The organism is Nocardia jejuensis NBRC 103114 (assembly GCF_001613145.1).
Taxonomy (GTDB): domain Bacteria; phylum Actinomycetota; class Actinomycetes; order Mycobacteriales; family Mycobacteriaceae; genus Nocardia; species Nocardia jejuensis.
The window spans coordinates 44,379-59,537 of record NZ_BDBU01000028.1 but is presented as its reverse complement, the minus strand read 5'-3'; the positions used below and the strand labels follow the sequence as shown (position 1 = coordinate 59,537).

The following is a 15,159-nucleotide window of genomic DNA, read 5'->3' as shown; positions in this document are numbered from 1 at the left end:
AATCGAACACTCCGAGCCGACCGAACCGAGGAGCCCTTGTCCACCCGAACCGTCAACACCGGCCGGCAACCGTGGACCGCGGCCGATATTCCGGATCTGCACGGCCGGATCGCCGTGATCACCGGCGGCGCGGCCGGACTCGGCCGGGCGATCAGCACCGCGCTCGTGACCGCGGGCGCGCACCTCGTGGTGGCGTGCCGAAACACCGCGCGCGCAGAGGAATTCGCCGCGGCTCTGTGTACGCGGGTCACGAGCGCGAGCGTCGAGATCGTGAGGCTCGATCTGAGCGATCAGGCGTCGGTGCGCGCCTGCGCGGCACAGCTGCGAGCGCGGTATTCGCATCTCGATCTGCTGATCAACAATGCGGGCGCGGCGACACCCGGTCGGGTCCTCACCGTCGACGGGTTCGAATCGACCCTCGCGACGAACCATCTCGGCCATTTCGCCTTCACCGGCCTGCTGTGGGAGCGCCTCGCGGTCGCGCCCGAGGCTCGGGTGGTGACCGTCACCAGCACCATCCAGAAACGGGGCGTGGTGGCTGTCGATGATCTGCATTTCGCCCACCGCCGCTATCGGCGCTCGGCCGCGTACGCCCAATCGAAACTGGCCAATCTCATGTTCACCCTCGCTCTCGCGGGGCGGATCACCGGCGGTTCCGTGCGTGCGGTCGCGGCGCATCCGGGCCTTGCCGCCACCGATTTCAGCGGCAATTGGGGCCGCGCGACCCGGGCGGTGATGGCCGCCCCGGGTCCGCTGCTCACGCGGTTCACCCAGACTCCCGAGATGGGCGCCCTGCCGATTCTGCGCGCAGCGACCGATCCGTCCGTGGTCAACGCGGATTTCTACGGCCCCGATCGGTGGAACGGCCTGCGCGGTCACCCCGTACCCGCACCGACTCACTCGCGGGCGCTGCGGCGCGACATCCAGGATCGGCTGTGGTCGGAGTCCGAACGGCTGACGGGTGTCGGCTACCCCTGACAGTGGTGGTGCCTTTCGCCGCGACTACTCGCGGATTATGTTGTCGCGCAATCGATACCGAGCCGAGCAGGGCGAACTCTCCTAGTATCCGGACCACTGGAACAAGGAGGCGTATGAGCAGGATCGTGATCGTCGGGATCGGCACGCGAGGCGATGTCGCACCGCTGACGGGAATCGGAACACAGCTGCAGCGGGCCGGGCACGAGGTGGTACTCGCGGCGCACGAACCCTTCGGGGAGATGATCGAGGGCTGCGGGCTGAAGTTCCGGCAGTTGGCGCTGGACTTCGGATTCGAGGGCGACTACGCGCAGGTGCAGCGTCAGACGGTGGCGGCGTTCAATACCCCCGAGGGATTTCGCATCATCGGCGAGGGCGTGATCGCCGCGCTGCGTGCGGAATCGCCCGAGGTGCTGCTGGTGACGCCCTGGGCGGAGTTCGCTGGGCATCCTTTCGCCGAGGCCGCGGGCATTCCGATCATCGGGGTGCGGTTGCAACCACTGTCGGCCACCGGTGACCACCCGCCGTCGGTGGCGGGAGTGTGGTCACTCGGTTCCGTCGGGAACCGGGTGGCCGCCGACATCGGTACCTGGGTGGTGGATCGGCGCTATCGCGCTGTGGTGGAGGGTTTTCGGCGGCAGCTGGGTCTGCCGAAGGTCTCGGTGCGAGAGCTGCGCAGGCGGCGCACCGACGTCGAATGGCCTATCCTGCACGGATATTCACCCGCCGTGGCTCCGCGCCCCGGCGACTGGCGGCCGGGTCTGGACGTCACCGGATTCTGGTGGCCGGCCCGCCCGGTCGGCTGGGAGCCGCCGGCGGATCTGGTGCGTTTCCTCGAATCCGGTTCGACGCCGGTGTTCATCGGCTTCGGCAGCAATATGAACGATCCGGGCCGCGCGGCCGAACTGAGCGAGATCGTTCGCACCGCACTGCGGCGAGCCGGGTCCCGGGGCATCGTCCAAGCCGGGTGGACCGGACTGGATGTGACCGACGCGGATGTGTTTCCGCTCGGCGATATTCCGTACGACTGGCTCTTCCCTCAGGTGTCCGCGGTCGTTCATCACAGCGGTGCCGGGACCTATGCCGCGGCAGTCCGCGCCGGCGTGCCCACCATCGCCGTACCCCAGTCACCCGAACAACGGTTCTGGGCAGACCGTTTCGAGCGATTGGGCGTCGCCGCCGCGACGATCCGCGAGTCCGACCTCACCGCCGATCGGCTCACCGAGGCCATCCGCACCGCGATCAGCGATGGAGCCCTGCACGCCACCATCGCCGAGGCCGCCGCGCGATTCGCGCGGGAGGACGGCTCCGTCGCGGTGCAGCGCACGATCGAGTCCGTGCTGACGCCCACCGCCTGACGGTCCGGCCGGAATCTCTACGAGGGCTGTCGCTGATCACCGATCCCGGAGTCGGTCAGGAAGGCTACGGTGGCTTCGAATGCCGCGTCGACGCGCTCGCGGTCACCGGTGGTGATCAGGTCCAATTGCAGGCCGCGGATTTGCGCGAGCACGAATGTGGCTGTGCGGGAAGTGGTTTCCGCGGGCCAGTGATAGCGGATCAACTCGCGTTCGATGACGGTCAACCAGTCGGTGACCAGGCGTGAGGCGGGGTGGTTCGGGCTGCGCGCGGCGATGGCGACCAGCTCGAAAAGGATCAGGAACTGGCGTTGTTCGCGCGGCCGGCACAGATGCTGCCAGGCGGCGCGCAGCAGGTCGGCCGCCGAGTCGACGCGGCGGATCTCCTCCGAGAGCAACTGCTTCTCGAAGTCGGTGCGGATGTGTTCCAGGACCTCGTTGAGCAGCGCGTCCTTGGTCTCGAAATGTCTGATCAGGGTGGCGTGACTGATGCCGAGCGCCTGCGCGACCGGGCGGAGCGAAAGATCCTGGATGCCGTGGTCGAGCACATAGTCGGTGGCGGCCGCGAGCAGTTCCGGGCGGCGGTGCCGAAATCGCAGCGTGCGGCCGTCGACCTTCTTCTCGCTCGCCGCGGGCAGCCTGGCGGGTTCACTCATGGGGCAGATTTTACCGTTCCAACCGGTTACGTAACCGATCGGTACGGCTATTGTTTGGTAGACGGGTCGATCCGAGGGCCTGTGAGTGAGGAGACGAACGATGAAGTTCGACGAATACCGCGCCCACGACGCGGTCGGACTGGCCGAACTGGTCGCTCGCGGTGACGTGCACCCGGCCGAGTTGCTGCGGCTCGCGCTGGACCGCCGCGCCGAGGTCGACCCGGCGCTCAATGTGGTGAGCCTGCTGATGGAGGACGTCGGCAAGGAACTCGCCGAGCGGCCCGCCGGTGACAGCGCGCTGGCCGGTGTTCCGTTCCTCATCAAGGACCTCGGTCAGGACTACGCCGGATATCCGACGGCCGGGGGCACCGGTCCGCTGCGTTCGGTGCGCGCCGAACGGCACAGCATCGCCGTCGAACAGTGGCTCGCCGCCGGTCTGGTCATCTTCGGCAAGACCACCACCCCCGAATTCGGTAGCAAGGGCATCACCGAGACCCGGACATTCGGTGCGACTCGAAACCCGTGGGATCCGAATCGCACGCCGGGCGGTTCGTCCGGCGGGTCGGCCGCGGCCGTCGCGGCGGGCGTCGTGCCGGTGGCGGGCGCCAGCGACGGCGGCGGCTCGATTCGAATTCCGGCCGCCTGCACGGGTTTGTTCGGCCTCAAGGCGGGACGAGGTCTGGTGTCGAGCGGCCCGCAGCTGGGTGATCCGCTCTTCGGCGCGGTGTCGGAAGGCGTTCTCACGCGCAGCGTTCGCGATTCGGCGGTCATGCTCGACATCCTGAGCGCGCCGGATCCGGGTGCGCCCTATGCGGTGGCGCGCCCGGATCGCGCCTTCTCGGCGGCCGTCACCGAGGCTCCGCGCCGACTACGCATCGGGTTCAGCCATGAGTCTCCGATGGGAACGCCCGTCGATCCCGAGGCGGTGCGCGCGGTCGAGGAGGTGGCGCGACTGCTGGAGAACCTGGGGCACACGGTCGAACCCGCCGCGCCCGCGATCGACGGTAAGCAGCTGGCCACGGATTTCATGACGGTGTGGACGGCTTCGGTCGCGGCCGAACTCGCACACGCCTGCACGGTGACCGGTGCGGCCCCGCGCGATTTCGACATCGACACCCAGGTTCTCGCGGCGGTCGGTCGCGCCGTTTCGGCCCCGGAACTCATCGAGGCGCACGCCCGCTGGAATCTCTACACCCGCGCCCTCGGTGATTTCCACACCACCTACGATCTGCTGCTCACCCCCACGCTGGCCGAACCGCCGTTGCGGATCGGCCAGAACCGCACCCCGGTCATCGCCGAAACCGTGCTTCCCCCGCTGCTCCGCATAGGTGCGGGAAAAGTCCTGTCCCGCACCGACTTCTACGACAGCTTGGTCACGGCCAGCCTGTCGGCCGTGCCGTTCACCCAGCTCGCCAATATCACCGGTCGTCCGGCGATGAGCGTGCCCACGCACTGGACCGCGAGTGGTCTTCCGCTCGGCACCCAGTTCGTCGCTCCGCCCGGCGGTGAATTCCTGCTGCTGCAGCTCGCCGCCGAAATCGAGACCGCGCAGCCCTGGTTCGATCGAGTGCCCGCGGAAAGCCCTCTCCAGCAGGCGAAATCGCGCCGCTAGCGCTCAAGCCGGATCCGGCTGTTCGACGACGGGGTGGTGCGCGCCCACCACCCCGGTCACCGCGGCGACCACCAGAACGAACGCCGCCACGGCGCATCCCGTTCTGCTGAAGTGGAAGAGCTCCCAGCGCCGCAGGATCTCGGCGTAATCGGCGGGCGGACCGCCCACCGCCCACACTTTGATGTGCTGATTGATCGGCACGTTGCCCAGCCTGGTGATCAGGAAGGACGCGACCGCCAGGGCCGCGGCGCCGGCCGAGAGCCATCGGGTGGTCGACTTGGATCGGGTGGCGAGCAGCACCGTGCTCAACACCGTCAGTCCCATCAGGCTCTGCATGACGGGTCCGTTCACCCGCATCAGCGCGGTGTGGAAGGTGAATCGCACCTCGAGCGGCACCTCGCGGAACGCGTAGAGAACGTTCACCGCGCCGTAGCCGAAGGCTCCGGCCAACAGTCCCGGAAACAGCAGCGCCGCCGCCCGAATCCACCTCGACATCATGTGGAACTCCCATCGTCCGCATTCATCGCAACTCCGAGTTGCGATAGCATCGAGGATGTCCGATCGGCGCAATTATCGCAACTAGGAGTTGCAATGAGTCCCGTTCCGTCCCCTGGACGTGGGGAAAAGGTGCGAACGGCGGTGCTGGCCGCCACGCTCGACGAACTCGGCGCGCACGGCTACGCCGCGCTCACGGTGGACAATGTGGCTCGCCGGGCGGGCGTGCACAAGACCACGGTCTACCGGCGCTGGCCCGATCGCGACGGGCTCATCGCCGATGCGCTTTCGGACAGCGTCGACTCCGAAATCTCCATTCCCGATACGGGTTCGATCGAGACCGATCTGCGCGCGCTGGCGCGAACACTGGTGGTCTGGATCGACAGTCCCTCCGGCAGAGCGATTCTCGCCGCCGCGCTCTCGGACGCGGTCGGGCTGCCGCGTCCCCCCGATTCCATTCGGCATGTCTTCCGGGACCGCATCCGGCGCGCGCTGCCGATCGTCGACAAGGCGATGGACCGTGGCGAACTGCCGCGCGGCACCGATCCGGCTCGAATGCTGAAAACCCTTGCGGCGCCTATTTATATGCGGGCCCTGATCACCCACGAACCACTCGACGAGGCCGCCGCCGACGCCGCGGCCCGGCTCGCCCTGACCGCGGCCCGGGCGGGCCTGTTCGGGGGCGATCCGGAGCCGGGAGTCGCGAGCGGGGCGTAGCGCAGGCTCAGTTCCAAGTGGGCTGGAAGCTCAGCTGCGAGTGGGCTGGAAGCTCAGTTTCGAGTGGGCTGGAAGCTCAGTTTCGAGTGGGCTGAAAGCCCGCGCCGACACCCGCGCGAGCGTCGACATCACGCAGGACGGCGGCGATGTCGGTGCCGACCTCCGGGCCTATGCAGCCGACGCCCACGTACGCGTTGACCATGCCGACGAGCCGGGATCCGGCGACGATCGGGCCGCCGGAATCACCCGGCAGCACACAGGTCTGGGTCCAGGTCTCGCGTCCGCTGGCAAGGACGTCGCCCCAGACGAGACCGCAGTTGGTGCCGGTGGTGCGGCCCTTCTTGCAGACGGTGGCGGGGAACTGCGCGGGAGCGCCGACCTCGGTGATGGCGAAATCGCCGAGCCGGTCGGTGGGCGTGATGCGGTTCGGGTCGAATTCGATGATGGCGTAGTCGAGTTCGGCGTTCTTGTCCACGACGCGGCCGATCCCCTCACCGGTGTGAGCGGCTTCGGCAACGACGCTCGCCCCCGGTTCGCCGCAGTGCCCGGCGGTGAAGCCGACGAGACGCCCGGCAGCGTCGTTGCCGATCGTCGTCAACGTGCAGCGTGAGCTGTTCCCGACCACGATGCCCGATCCACCGCCCAGCAGGGCGGCATCCTCGGCGTGGCCGATGGCGGGTGCCGCCGCGGCGGCGAGTAGGGCGACCCCGACACCGGTCAGGGCGATTCGCCCTGGTCCGTATGCACGACGACCGCTCGGAGACTTGCTTGCGCGAGTAGATCGGAAGACAGTCACCTGAGCTACATACCCAATGGTCAGCAATCTAACAACATCGTCGCGCCGCTGGTCGGCTCAGGCGGTGATTGCCTCGTCGATCGGGGTCGGGCCGTTGTTGAACTGGATCGTGCGGTGGATGGTGGCCGGTTGCGCGAGCACGGCCGCGATGACGGCGGCGACGTCGTCGCGGCTCACCGTGCCGCTGGTGGCGCCCTGAGCGGCGGTTTCGATGCGGCCGGTGCCGGGATCCAGGGTGAGGGTGGAGGGGGCGACGATGGTCCAGTCGAGGTCGCTCGCGCGGACGTGGGCATCGGCGGCGGCCTTGGCCTCGGCGTAGTGGAAGAACGAATTATCCGGTGGCACACCGTGATCGGTGCGCGCACCGAAGTAGGAGACCAGGACGAAGCGGCGTACGCCCGCCGCGGCCGCGCCATCGGCGCTGCGCTCGGCCGCGTCCCGGTCGACCGCGTAGGTGCGATCGGGATTTCCCCCGCCCGCGCCCGCCGAGAAGACCACCGCGTCATGGCCGGAGACCAGCTCCGCGATCTTCTCCGCCGAGAGGTTCTCGATATCGGCGACCACCGGGACCGCGCCCGTGGAGGCGACCTCTTCGGCGTGCTCGGGATTGCGGAAAAGCGAGCTCACCTCGTGCCCCTCGGCGCTGAGCAGGCGCGCGAGCCGAAGCGCGATTTTCCCGTGACCACCGATGATGACTACTCGTGACATGGATCCAGTCCTCGCTTCCGAGATTTCTAGAGCCGAGCGGACGGTTCGTTGCTTTCGCTATCGACCATAGGCGATGACAGCGCGTAGAGGGGGAGGCCCCGTCGCGCCCCGGCCGTCGGAATCCGTTCGAGCACGCCGCCCGCGAAGACGTCGTACAGCGGGAGGGTCTCGAGATGGACGTAGCCGATATGGCAATCGCACACCGCCATCGGGCAGGGGCGCGGACGCAGGGCGTCGCGGAACGAGCCGTCGTAGAGGTTGCCGAGCGGATCGCGGACGAAATGACACCGGCGCACCGTGCCGTCGCCGTCCACGGACACCACCGAGGATCCGGTCCGACACGCGCGGCCGGCCGAGTCGTGGGGATGGCGGCTGAACGGGAACAGTGGATCCAGCTCCGTCCACGGTTCGGCCTGCTCGTCCGAATAGGTGTGTCCCTCAGCGGCATTCACCCAGAGGTAGACGTGCTCGGGCAGATCCGCGCGCAATCGCCGCGCCTGCTCCAGATGCTCGGGCAGACCGACGATGCCGACGCTGAAGCGCACACCGGCCGCGGTGAGTTCCCCGGTCCTGTCGATGAAGCGCTGGTAGGGAGTCTGGTCCGGATGGTAGGTGCACCACAGGGCCAGTGTGTTCAGGTCGGCCTCGGCCAGCCAGCCGGTGCGGCAGCTGAGATTGGTCTGGATGGCCACGCGCTCGATATGCGGTTCATGGGACAGTTCGACCATCGCGCGCCGATACCAGGACCGGACCAGGCCTTCGCCCCACGGCGTGAACAGGATCGAGAGCCGGTCCCGGGTCTGTGCGCGAGCCCACGCGGTGAAGCGCTCGAGCGCCGCGCGGTCGGCGCGCAACAGTTCGGTCGAATCGCGTCGCTTGGCGAAGGGGCAGTACGGGCAGTCGTAATCACACGAGGACAGCGGGCCGCGGTACAGGAGCGTCAGGTCCACGGTCAGCGCGCTTCGTAGGCCGACATGGCGGAAAGTACGGCGGGAGAGAAGAACTCGGGACCGATGGCATCGGAGTAGGACAGCCCTTCCGGGGTGAGCCGCAGCCGCTCGGCGGTCTCGCTCACCCAGCCCCGATCGGCGAGCGTGCCCAATTGCGCGCCGAAATCGAGTCGGGGGTCGCCGCCGAATCGGACCCGGTAGTCGGCGAGGGACAGTCCGTCGGCCTGCAACAGCGATTGCAGCAGATGCCGACGCCTCGCTTCGTCCGCGTCGATGACCCGACCGTGCAGAGCGCGGCTGAAATCGGTTGTCTCGGTGTAGGTGTCGATGATCGAGCGCACCTCCCGCATGGACACCGCGTAGTCGAACGAATAGTGCAGGCCGGAGGTGTAGGAGCGCGCTCCGCAGCCGAGGCCGATCATGCCGTCGGTCTGACAGGCGTAGTCGTCGGGTCCCTGCGGCGGCGCGTCGAGGCGGCGGAACATGCGCATGGAGACCTGCTCGTACCCGTTCGCCAGCAGATGATCCCGGCCCTCGGCATAGAGGCGCAGCCGATGGGCATCCCAATCATGTTCGGCCGCAGCGGGATCGAGTTGACGTCCGAGCCCGGTGAGTGGGCGGATGTAGAGCGGATAGAGATAGATCTCCTCCGGTCGCCACGTCAGCGCCGCGTCGAGGGAGACCCGCCAGCTGGTGGAGGTCTGTCCGTCGATGCCGTAGATCAGATCGATGTTCAGGACCGGTATGCCCGCGTCGCGAATGCGGCCCAGTGCCGCATCGACATCCGCGCGTCGCTGCGGACGCACGGCGGCGCGCGCCTCCTCCTCGATGAAGCTCTGCACGCCGAGACTCAGCCGCGTGGTCCCGCGCTCGGCGAGCACGGCCAGCCGATCGGCCGTCGCGGTGGCGGGCGACGCCTCGACCGAGAGCGGGATCGCGCGCAGGTCCGCGCCCATGACGAGTTCGGCTGTGTCGCAGAGGCGTTCCAGCTCACCGGCCTCGAGAAAGGTCGGCGTGCCGCCGCCGAACGCGGCGGTGGCGAAGTGCACCGGTTCGTCGTGACCGAGTGCTGCCCGGACCGCCTCGGCCTGGCGGGTGAGCGCGTCGAGGTAGCGGCCGGTCAGGTCGCCCGGTGCGCCCACCCGGGTGAACAGATTGCAGAATCCGCATCGCACTTCGCAGAACGGGATGTGCAGGTACAGCGAGAGCGCCTGCCGGGATTGACCCGCCCAGACCCGCGTGAGCGACGGGCGCGGTTCCAGCGGCCGGTACGCGGTCTTGTGCGGGTACGCGTAGACGTAGCTCTGATAGGGGCGCGGCAGGATGAGCGTGGAGGTCATGCGGAGGGCTCCAGGAAGAAGTGGCCGTACGGAACGGTCCAGACGGACTCGTGGCCCAGCCGGTGGCCGGTGTAGCCGTCGTCTCCGTAGGCGGTGCCGTGATCGGAGCAGACGATCGCGAAACAGCGCCTGCGCGAACGCATCACGTCGAACAGCCGGCCGACGTGACGATCGATGTAGCGCAGTGCGCCGGCATGCGTGGCACGGGTATCGCCCGCCTCGCGGGTGGCTCCCGGCGTGTGGAACCAATTGGGCTGATGCAGTGCGGAGGCGTTGAGGAACAGGAAGAGTCGTTGTGCGGCGGGAAGTTCCGAGACCACCTGTTCCGCGCGCGCCACCTGCGCCTCGAAGGAGGTGGGCGAGGCCACCGAGAACTCCGGCTCCCAGTGGCTTTCGGCGAACAGGCCCGGCAGCACACCGCCGAGCGCGCCCTGCTTGTTGAAGAAGCCGACACCGCCGATGCAGACGGTGTGATAACCCTGCCCGGCCAGCGCCGTCACCAGGTCGGGGGCGTCGAAGACGAAGGTGCCGTCGGCGGTCGTCTCACTGCCCGCGAACCGTGCGGCGAAGAGCCGGGGGTGCGGGCCCGGTGCCGCGGGCGTCGGGAGGAACCCGGCGAAAATGGCCTGGTGCGAAGCGTACGTGAAGCTGCCCGGTGCATGCCGTCGCTGCCAGCCGCCGCCGGGCAGGTGTGCGGCCAGGTTGGGGAGCAGCCCCTCGGCGGCGAGTTCGGTCGCGACGTCGTAGCGCAGGGTGTCGAGCGTGAGCAGCAGCAGGTCGTCCCGGCCCACCACCTCGTTCATGTCAGGCCGGTGCATGGAGATCCTCGAGGGCTGCTGGGGCGGTCGAAAAGCGTTGCGGAAGAACGAATTGCCGTGCGGCGCGCAGCTGTGCGGTGTACGTGTCGAGCCCGGCCGCCGGAGTGCCCGGCAGCCCGGTCAGTCGCGGCAGGAGATCGCCGAAGGCGTTCACCTCGCCGACCGCGAAGCGCTGCCAGCCGATCGCGGGCAGCAGATCGACTCCGACACACAGGGTTCCGGGGAAGCACGCCGCCGCCTGTTCGCAGATCGACAGGGCATGGGCCCAGCGATCGCCGGCCGCCTCGATGACCGCCGCGAGATCGCCGCGCGCACCGCCGAGATGCAGGTTGGTGAGCGGGGTGCGGCTGGTGCGCACGACCGCGTGCGTGGCCCGCCCCCCGATCACGACCACGCGCAGATCCGCCGATCGGCCCGCGAGTGAGGCTTTGGGCATCCAGCGTTCGACGTGCAGTCCGTCCGGGGCGAGCCGGTCGACGATCGCCGCGATATCGCGTTCGTCGGTGTAGCGCCGGACTCGGAGCGAATTGTGCAGCCGCGGAGCGTCATCCGGGCCACCGGTCGGCACGAGCTCCACCGAGGTGGTCGCGCGCAGCCGCCCGGAGCTGGTCGATTCGACCGCGAGCACGCCCGAGGCGGAGGAGCCGTGCGCGAGTTTGACGAAGACGCGCGGTATCGCGTTGTCGCGCATGAGATCACGAATGTCGGACCAGCTGTGCACCGGTGGGCCCGTGCCCGAGGTGGGCGAGGGCGGCACCGGAACCCGTGCGGCTGCGAGTGCGGCGTGAGTGAGCCGCTTGTCGAAAAGGACGGCGAGTTCGGCCGGATCGTCGAGGCGAACGCCGCCGCGCAGCGACTGCGCGGCCCGCAGGAACCGCTGGTACCAGCGAGCCGAACCCTCCACGCGGGTGGGTTCTTTCACCCCGCGCAGCAGCGCGTCCACCTCGGGGTTCTCGCCGGGCGAATCCAGCCGCACGATCTCGTCGTCGGCGAAATCGTGTCCGCCCTCGCGCAGCACGTCACGCCACTGCACGACGCGGGGCGTCGGGAGCCCGGCGGCGTCGGCGGCCTCGAGGAACATCCGCACCCGGCGGTTCTCGCCATTGCCGACGACCGCCCACCGGGACGTGGAATCCCCGGTAAAAGCCTTCGCGGACAACGTCACTCGCCGACCGCGACGAAGCGCCAGACCTCGCCGTCCTCGTCGTCCTCGTCGTCCTCGTCGATGTCGGACTCCGCGCCGTCGTCGCTCAGGCTCAGCGTCACACCCGCCGCGCCGAGGGTCTCGGTCAAGCGGGTGCGCATGGCGGCGCTGAGGTAGTTGTGGTGCATATCCAGGGAACTCAGGTGCGTCAGCGGCTGACCGCTCAGCAGGGCGACCGCGCCGTCGTCGGTCAGCACGCCCATGGAGACGTCGAGCGAGTCGAGCCGTGCGACGACGGGTGCGGACGCGAGCGCGAGGCAGATCTCGTCCTGCATCTCGCTGTTGCGCAGGGCCAGATGCTTCAGGCTGGGCAGCAGGGCGCCGGTCAGGATGGGCGCGAGATCCTCGACGGCGCTGTCGCCGCCGTACTCCGAGGTGCCCAGCCACAGATCCAGGTGGGTGAGCGCGGGCAGATCGCTGGCCGCGATACCGCGCACGGCGTCGGCGGGCATCCCGCCGGTCTGCACGACGAGTTCCCGTAGTCGCTCGTGTCTGACGGCGGGGAACCGCAGCTCCTGGCCGCCGCGCACGCCGAACCACTCCAGCGCGGGGAACGCCTCGAGCAGGGGAGTCACCAGACCCTGGTTGATCCAGGAGATCTCGCATTCCTCGTAGGTGATGTCGGCCAGGAAGAGCGCGCGCAGGGCGGGCAGGCGATCGGCGGCCGCGACCAGGGCCTCGATCACGGGTTCGGGGCCCTTGTCGTAGGCGTCGGTCCAGCAGCCCACGATGAGCGAGCGCACCGCGGTGGTGTCGACCTCGGAGACGAAGCGCGCGAAGCGATCCGTCCAGGGTTCCTGCGAATCGTAGGAATCCACCCCGACCCGCCAGGCGACCGAATCCGCGGCGGGCAGCGAGCGCGCGACCGGCTGCTGCGCTCCGGCCGAGCTGCCCGGTTCCACGAAGTCGAATGCGGGCAGGCCGCCGAACTCCGCGAGGTGTTTGCCGATGGTCATGCGTGCTCGCCCTCTGTATCCGTCTGCGCTGTCGATCGATGTGCTCGAATCGGCCCGGGCGCGAGCCGATCGCGCCCGGATACCGGAGTTCTTACCAAGTCCGGGTGACAAGCCGGATTTCAGGGCCTCCCGGGCTGCCCCGGTTCCCGAGGTTGTCGGTGCCCGGGTCTAGTTTTTCCCGGCATGGCACGCATCCGGTGCCGCGATGGGAGGGAATCCATGTATCGGCAAGGTGATGTTCTGATCGTGCCGCTGCGCGCGAGCGCGGTGCCCCTGACGGCCGACGATGCGGTGCCCGAGCCGCGCGACGGCCGTGGCCGGCTGGTGCTCGCGCTCGGCGAGGTCACCGGCCACGCGCACGCGATTCAGGGTCCGGGCAGGCTGATTCGCGAGTCGAGCGCGTTCGGCCCGATGCTGCTGCACCTACCGGAGGGCGGGCGGGTGGTGCACGAGGAGCACGCGGCCATCCCACTGCCCAAGGGCTGGTATCGAGTCGTGCGCCAGCGCGAGTACGTGCCGGGGTCGGTGCGCGTCGTCGCCGATTGACCGGCGGGCTCGATGCTGCGGAAATTACTGGGCGAGAACAGGAATGAGTGCGATCGTGACTGATCGGATCGAATGGCGGGCGCTCTCGGCGGCGACCGGCGCGGGTGACCGCACGGCGGCCGAGGCCGCGGTGCGGGCGGCGTATCGGCGGGCCGGACTCCGCGAACCGGCGCGAATCGTCTGGGCCCGTTCGCCACTGGAGGCGGTGCGCCTGCTGACCGGCTCGGAGACGGGCGAGGGGCTGGGGGATACGGGGGCCTGTGTGCGCGAAGCGCTGCGCAGCCGTCCGTGGGCGGCGGAACGCGAGCGGGTGCACGCCGAACTGGGGCCGAAGGGTTTCGGCGCGCACTGGCAGGCGACCGGTGCCGATCTGTGGGAGCTGACTTCCGCTGTCGTGGAACGGATTCGGGCGGGCGTTCTCGAGGCGATGGCCACGGGGCACAAGGAGACCGGGAGGCGCGGGGACGAGACCGGACTGCGTTTGCTGCTGCTCGATGCCGTGCTGGGGCAGCACGATGCCGCGTGGCTGTGCGCCTTCGACACCTCGCCGGGGCGTCCACTGGACGCGATCGCCGCCGTCGCACGCGAAGCGGGCTGGTGGTGGCCGTACGAGAACGTCGCGGTGATCAGCGAGCGGCCGCTGGAACTGCATCGCGACGAAGCCGGACGGCTGGACCGTGCGGACGGTCCCGCGCTGGCCTACTCGGACGGATTCGCGCTCCACGCGTGGCGCGGTATGCCGGTCGCCGGTGAATTCCTCACCGGGCTGGCCGCTTTGACGCCCGAGCGCATTCGGGACGAGGAGAACGCCGAGCTGCGCCGGGTCATGCTCGAGTACTACGGATACGATCGCTACCTCGAGGAATCCCGTGCGCGGCCGGTGCATCGCGACGAGACCGGGGTGCTGTGGCGCATCGCTCTCGACGGTGACGAGGATGTGGTCATGGTCGAGGTGGTCAACTCCACCCCGGAACCCGACGGCAGCAGCAATATCTACTGGCTCCGGGTTCCGCCCTCGACCCGCACCGCGCGCGAGGGAGTCGCCTGGACCTTCGGGCTCAGTGCCGAGGCCTACGACCCGATCCGCCAGACCTGAGCCCGGGCACCCGCTCCGAGCTGGTCGTTCTGCGAACGTTCAGCGATCGTTGAGAGCCCAGCGGCACGGTGGGCGGCGACGCGGAACCGCCGCCGGACCGGAGGAGAAGATCCATGACCGACACCATCGCCCCGAATGTGCTTCTCGTACACGGTGCCTGGGCCGACGGCTCCAGCTGGGGGAAGGTGATCGAGATCCTGCGCGCCGACGGCTACGGCACCGTGGTGGCCAGCCAGCTGGCGCTGCGGAACTACGCCGACGACGTGGAGACCGTGACCCGCGACCTCGCGCTGCTCGACGGCCCGACCATTCTGGTCGGGCACTCCTACGGCGGTGCGGTGATCAGCCAGGCCGGTGCGGACGCACCGAATGTGGCCGGGCTGGTGTACGTGGCTGCGTTCGCGCCCGAGGCCGGGCAGTCCGCCTTCGCCCTCAATCAGGAGTTCGGCATCGAGCTGCCCAGCGGCGCGGATCTGGTGAACATCGGCGCGCCCGAGGCGCCCGACTTCCTCATCGATCGGAATCGATTCCACCAGGACTTCTGCGCCGACCTCACCGCGGCGGAGGCCGCCGTGCTGGCCGCGACCCAGAAACCCACCTCGGTGCTGTCGCTGGCCGGCGCCGGTGACCGGGTTCCGGCGTGGGAGCGGCTGCGGGCCAACACCTGGTACCAGGTGTCCAGCCAGGACGCCATGATCCACCCGGATCTGGAGCGCCACATGGCGTCCCGGATCACCGACGAGGAGCGGATCGTCGAACTGGCGGCGGGGCACGCGTCGATGCTGAGCAAGCCCGCCGAGATCGCCGACCTCATCGAGAAGGCAGCGCGGAACGTCTGATCGCGCGCCTGGAACAGTCCGCCGGTCAGCCGCTGGAGCCTCCGCAGGCAACCGCTGATCGGTCGCGGCCGCGTCGCCCGGCTCTCACCAGCCGGG

General features: G+C 69.1%; 16 protein-coding genes. 7 read left to right on the top strand and 9 right to left on the bottom strand.

Annotation, left to right across the window (positions count from 1 at the left end):
* The first annotated feature begins 36 nt into the window (after positions 1 to 36).
* Together NJ1_RS23020 and NJ1_RS23015 are read left to right on the top strand one after the other, a co-directional pair.
* Positions 37 to 978 (top strand): oxidoreductase, encoded by a 942-nt coding sequence (locus NJ1_RS23020; RefSeq protein WP_067697824.1) that lies wholly within the window; start codon positions 37 to 39, stop codon positions 976 to 978.
* Positions 979 to 1,091: 113 nt separating this feature from the next.
* Positions 1,092 to 2,333 (top strand): glycosyltransferase, encoded by a 1,242-nt coding sequence (locus tag NJ1_RS23015; RefSeq protein WP_067697823.1) that lies wholly within the window; start codon positions 1,092 to 1,094, stop codon positions 2,331 to 2,333.
* 17 nt (positions 2,334 to 2,350) lie between these two features.
* Here NJ1_RS23015 and NJ1_RS23010 read toward each other — a convergent pair whose 3' ends face one another.
* Positions 2,351 to 2,986 carry a TetR/AcrR family transcriptional regulator gene (locus tag NJ1_RS23010; RefSeq protein ID WP_067697822.1) on the bottom strand — a complete coding sequence of 212 codons (636 nt, stop codon included), beginning with the start codon at positions 2,984 to 2,986 and terminating at the stop codon, positions 2,351 to 2,353.
* Between the two features lie 100 nt (positions 2,987 to 3,086).
* Here NJ1_RS23010 and NJ1_RS23005 point away from each other — a divergent pair, with 100 nt between their 5' ends.
* The gene (locus NJ1_RS23005) at positions 3,087 to 4,598 is read left to right on the top strand and encodes an amidase (protein WP_067697820.1); all 1,512 of its coding nucleotides are present in this window, start codon (positions 3,087 to 3,089) and stop codon (positions 4,596 to 4,598) included.
* A gap of 3 nt (positions 4,599 to 4,601) precedes the next feature.
* On the opposite strand, the gene NJ1_RS23000 is transcribed toward NJ1_RS23005, so the two are convergent.
* Positions 4,602 to 5,096, bottom strand: a complete 495-nt coding sequence (locus NJ1_RS23000) for an anthrone oxygenase family protein (RefSeq protein WP_067697818.1) — start codon at positions 5,094 to 5,096, stop codon at positions 4,602 to 4,604.
* A gap of 93 nt (positions 5,097 to 5,189) precedes the next feature.
* Between NJ1_RS23000 and NJ1_RS22995 the strand changes: the two genes are divergently transcribed.
* Positions 5,190 to 5,810, top strand: coding sequence for a TetR/AcrR family transcriptional regulator (locus NJ1_RS22995; protein WP_218025247.1), 621 nt, complete (start codon positions 5,190 to 5,192; stop codon positions 5,808 to 5,810).
* A 76-nt stretch (positions 5,811 to 5,886) separates the two neighbouring features.
* Here the strand turns inward: NJ1_RS22995 and NJ1_RS22990 are convergent, their stop codons facing one another.
* The 7 genes from NJ1_RS22990 to NJ1_RS22960 all read right to left on the bottom strand — a co-directional run bounded on the left by NJ1_RS22990 (position 5,887) and on the right by NJ1_RS22960 (position 12,582).
* On the bottom strand, positions 5,887 to 6,537 hold the full coding sequence (locus NJ1_RS22990) for a chymotrypsin family serine protease (RefSeq protein ID WP_157574179.1): 651 nt from the start codon (positions 6,535 to 6,537) through the stop codon (positions 5,887 to 5,889).
* Positions 6,538 to 6,663: 126 nt separating this feature from the next.
* A complete protein-coding gene (locus tag NJ1_RS22985) occupies positions 6,664 to 7,314 on the bottom strand; it encodes an SDR family oxidoreductase (RefSeq protein ID WP_067697814.1) in 651 nt (216 codons plus the stop codon).
* A gap of 26 nt (positions 7,315 to 7,340) precedes the next feature.
* Entirely contained in the window at positions 7,341 to 8,264 is a 924-nt protein-coding gene (locus tag NJ1_RS22980) for an STM4011 family radical SAM protein (RefSeq protein ID WP_067697812.1), read from the bottom strand.
* A 2-nt stretch (positions 8,265 to 8,266) separates the two neighbouring features.
* Positions 8,267 to 9,604, bottom strand: a complete 1,338-nt coding sequence (locus NJ1_RS22975) for an STM4012 family radical SAM protein (protein ID WP_067697810.1) — start codon at positions 9,602 to 9,604, stop codon at positions 8,267 to 8,269.
* Positions 9,601 to 10,422, bottom strand: coding sequence for an STM4013/SEN3800 family hydrolase (locus tag NJ1_RS22970; protein WP_084478645.1), 822 nt, complete (start codon positions 10,420 to 10,422; stop codon positions 9,601 to 9,603). Before NJ1_RS22970 ends, NJ1_RS22975 begins: the two co-directional genes overlap by 4 nt.
* Positions 10,409 to 11,587, bottom strand: a complete 1,179-nt coding sequence (locus tag NJ1_RS22965) for an STM4014 family protein (RefSeq protein ID WP_067697806.1) — start codon at positions 11,585 to 11,587, stop codon at positions 10,409 to 10,411. Before NJ1_RS22965 ends, NJ1_RS22970 begins: the two co-directional genes overlap by 14 nt.
* Positions 11,584 to 12,582 (bottom strand): STM4015 family protein, encoded by a 999-nt coding sequence (locus NJ1_RS22960; protein WP_067697804.1) that lies wholly within the window; start codon positions 12,580 to 12,582, stop codon positions 11,584 to 11,586. The genes NJ1_RS22965 and NJ1_RS22960 overlap by 4 nt, the downstream gene beginning before the upstream one ends.
* Before the next feature lie 219 nt (positions 12,583 to 12,801).
* Between NJ1_RS22960 and NJ1_RS22955 the strand changes: the two genes are divergently transcribed.
* The 3 genes from NJ1_RS22955 to NJ1_RS22945 all read left to right on the top strand — a co-directional run bounded on the left by NJ1_RS22955 (position 12,802) and on the right by NJ1_RS22945 (position 15,063).
* Positions 12,802 to 13,128, top strand: a complete 327-nt coding sequence (locus NJ1_RS22955) for a DUF8820 family protein (RefSeq protein ID WP_067697802.1) — start codon at positions 12,802 to 12,804, stop codon at positions 13,126 to 13,128.
* A gap of 55 nt (positions 13,129 to 13,183) precedes the next feature.
* Positions 13,184 to 14,224: a DUF6745 domain-containing protein gene (locus tag NJ1_RS22950; protein WP_245717534.1), complete on the top strand. Its 1,041-nt coding sequence runs from the start codon at positions 13,184 to 13,186 to the stop codon at positions 14,222 to 14,224.
* Between the two features lie 113 nt (positions 14,225 to 14,337).
* Positions 14,338 to 15,063, top strand: a complete 726-nt coding sequence (locus tag NJ1_RS22945) for an alpha/beta fold hydrolase (protein ID WP_067697798.1) — start codon at positions 14,338 to 14,340, stop codon at positions 15,061 to 15,063.
* The last annotated feature ends 96 nt before the right edge of the window (positions 15,064 to 15,159 follow it).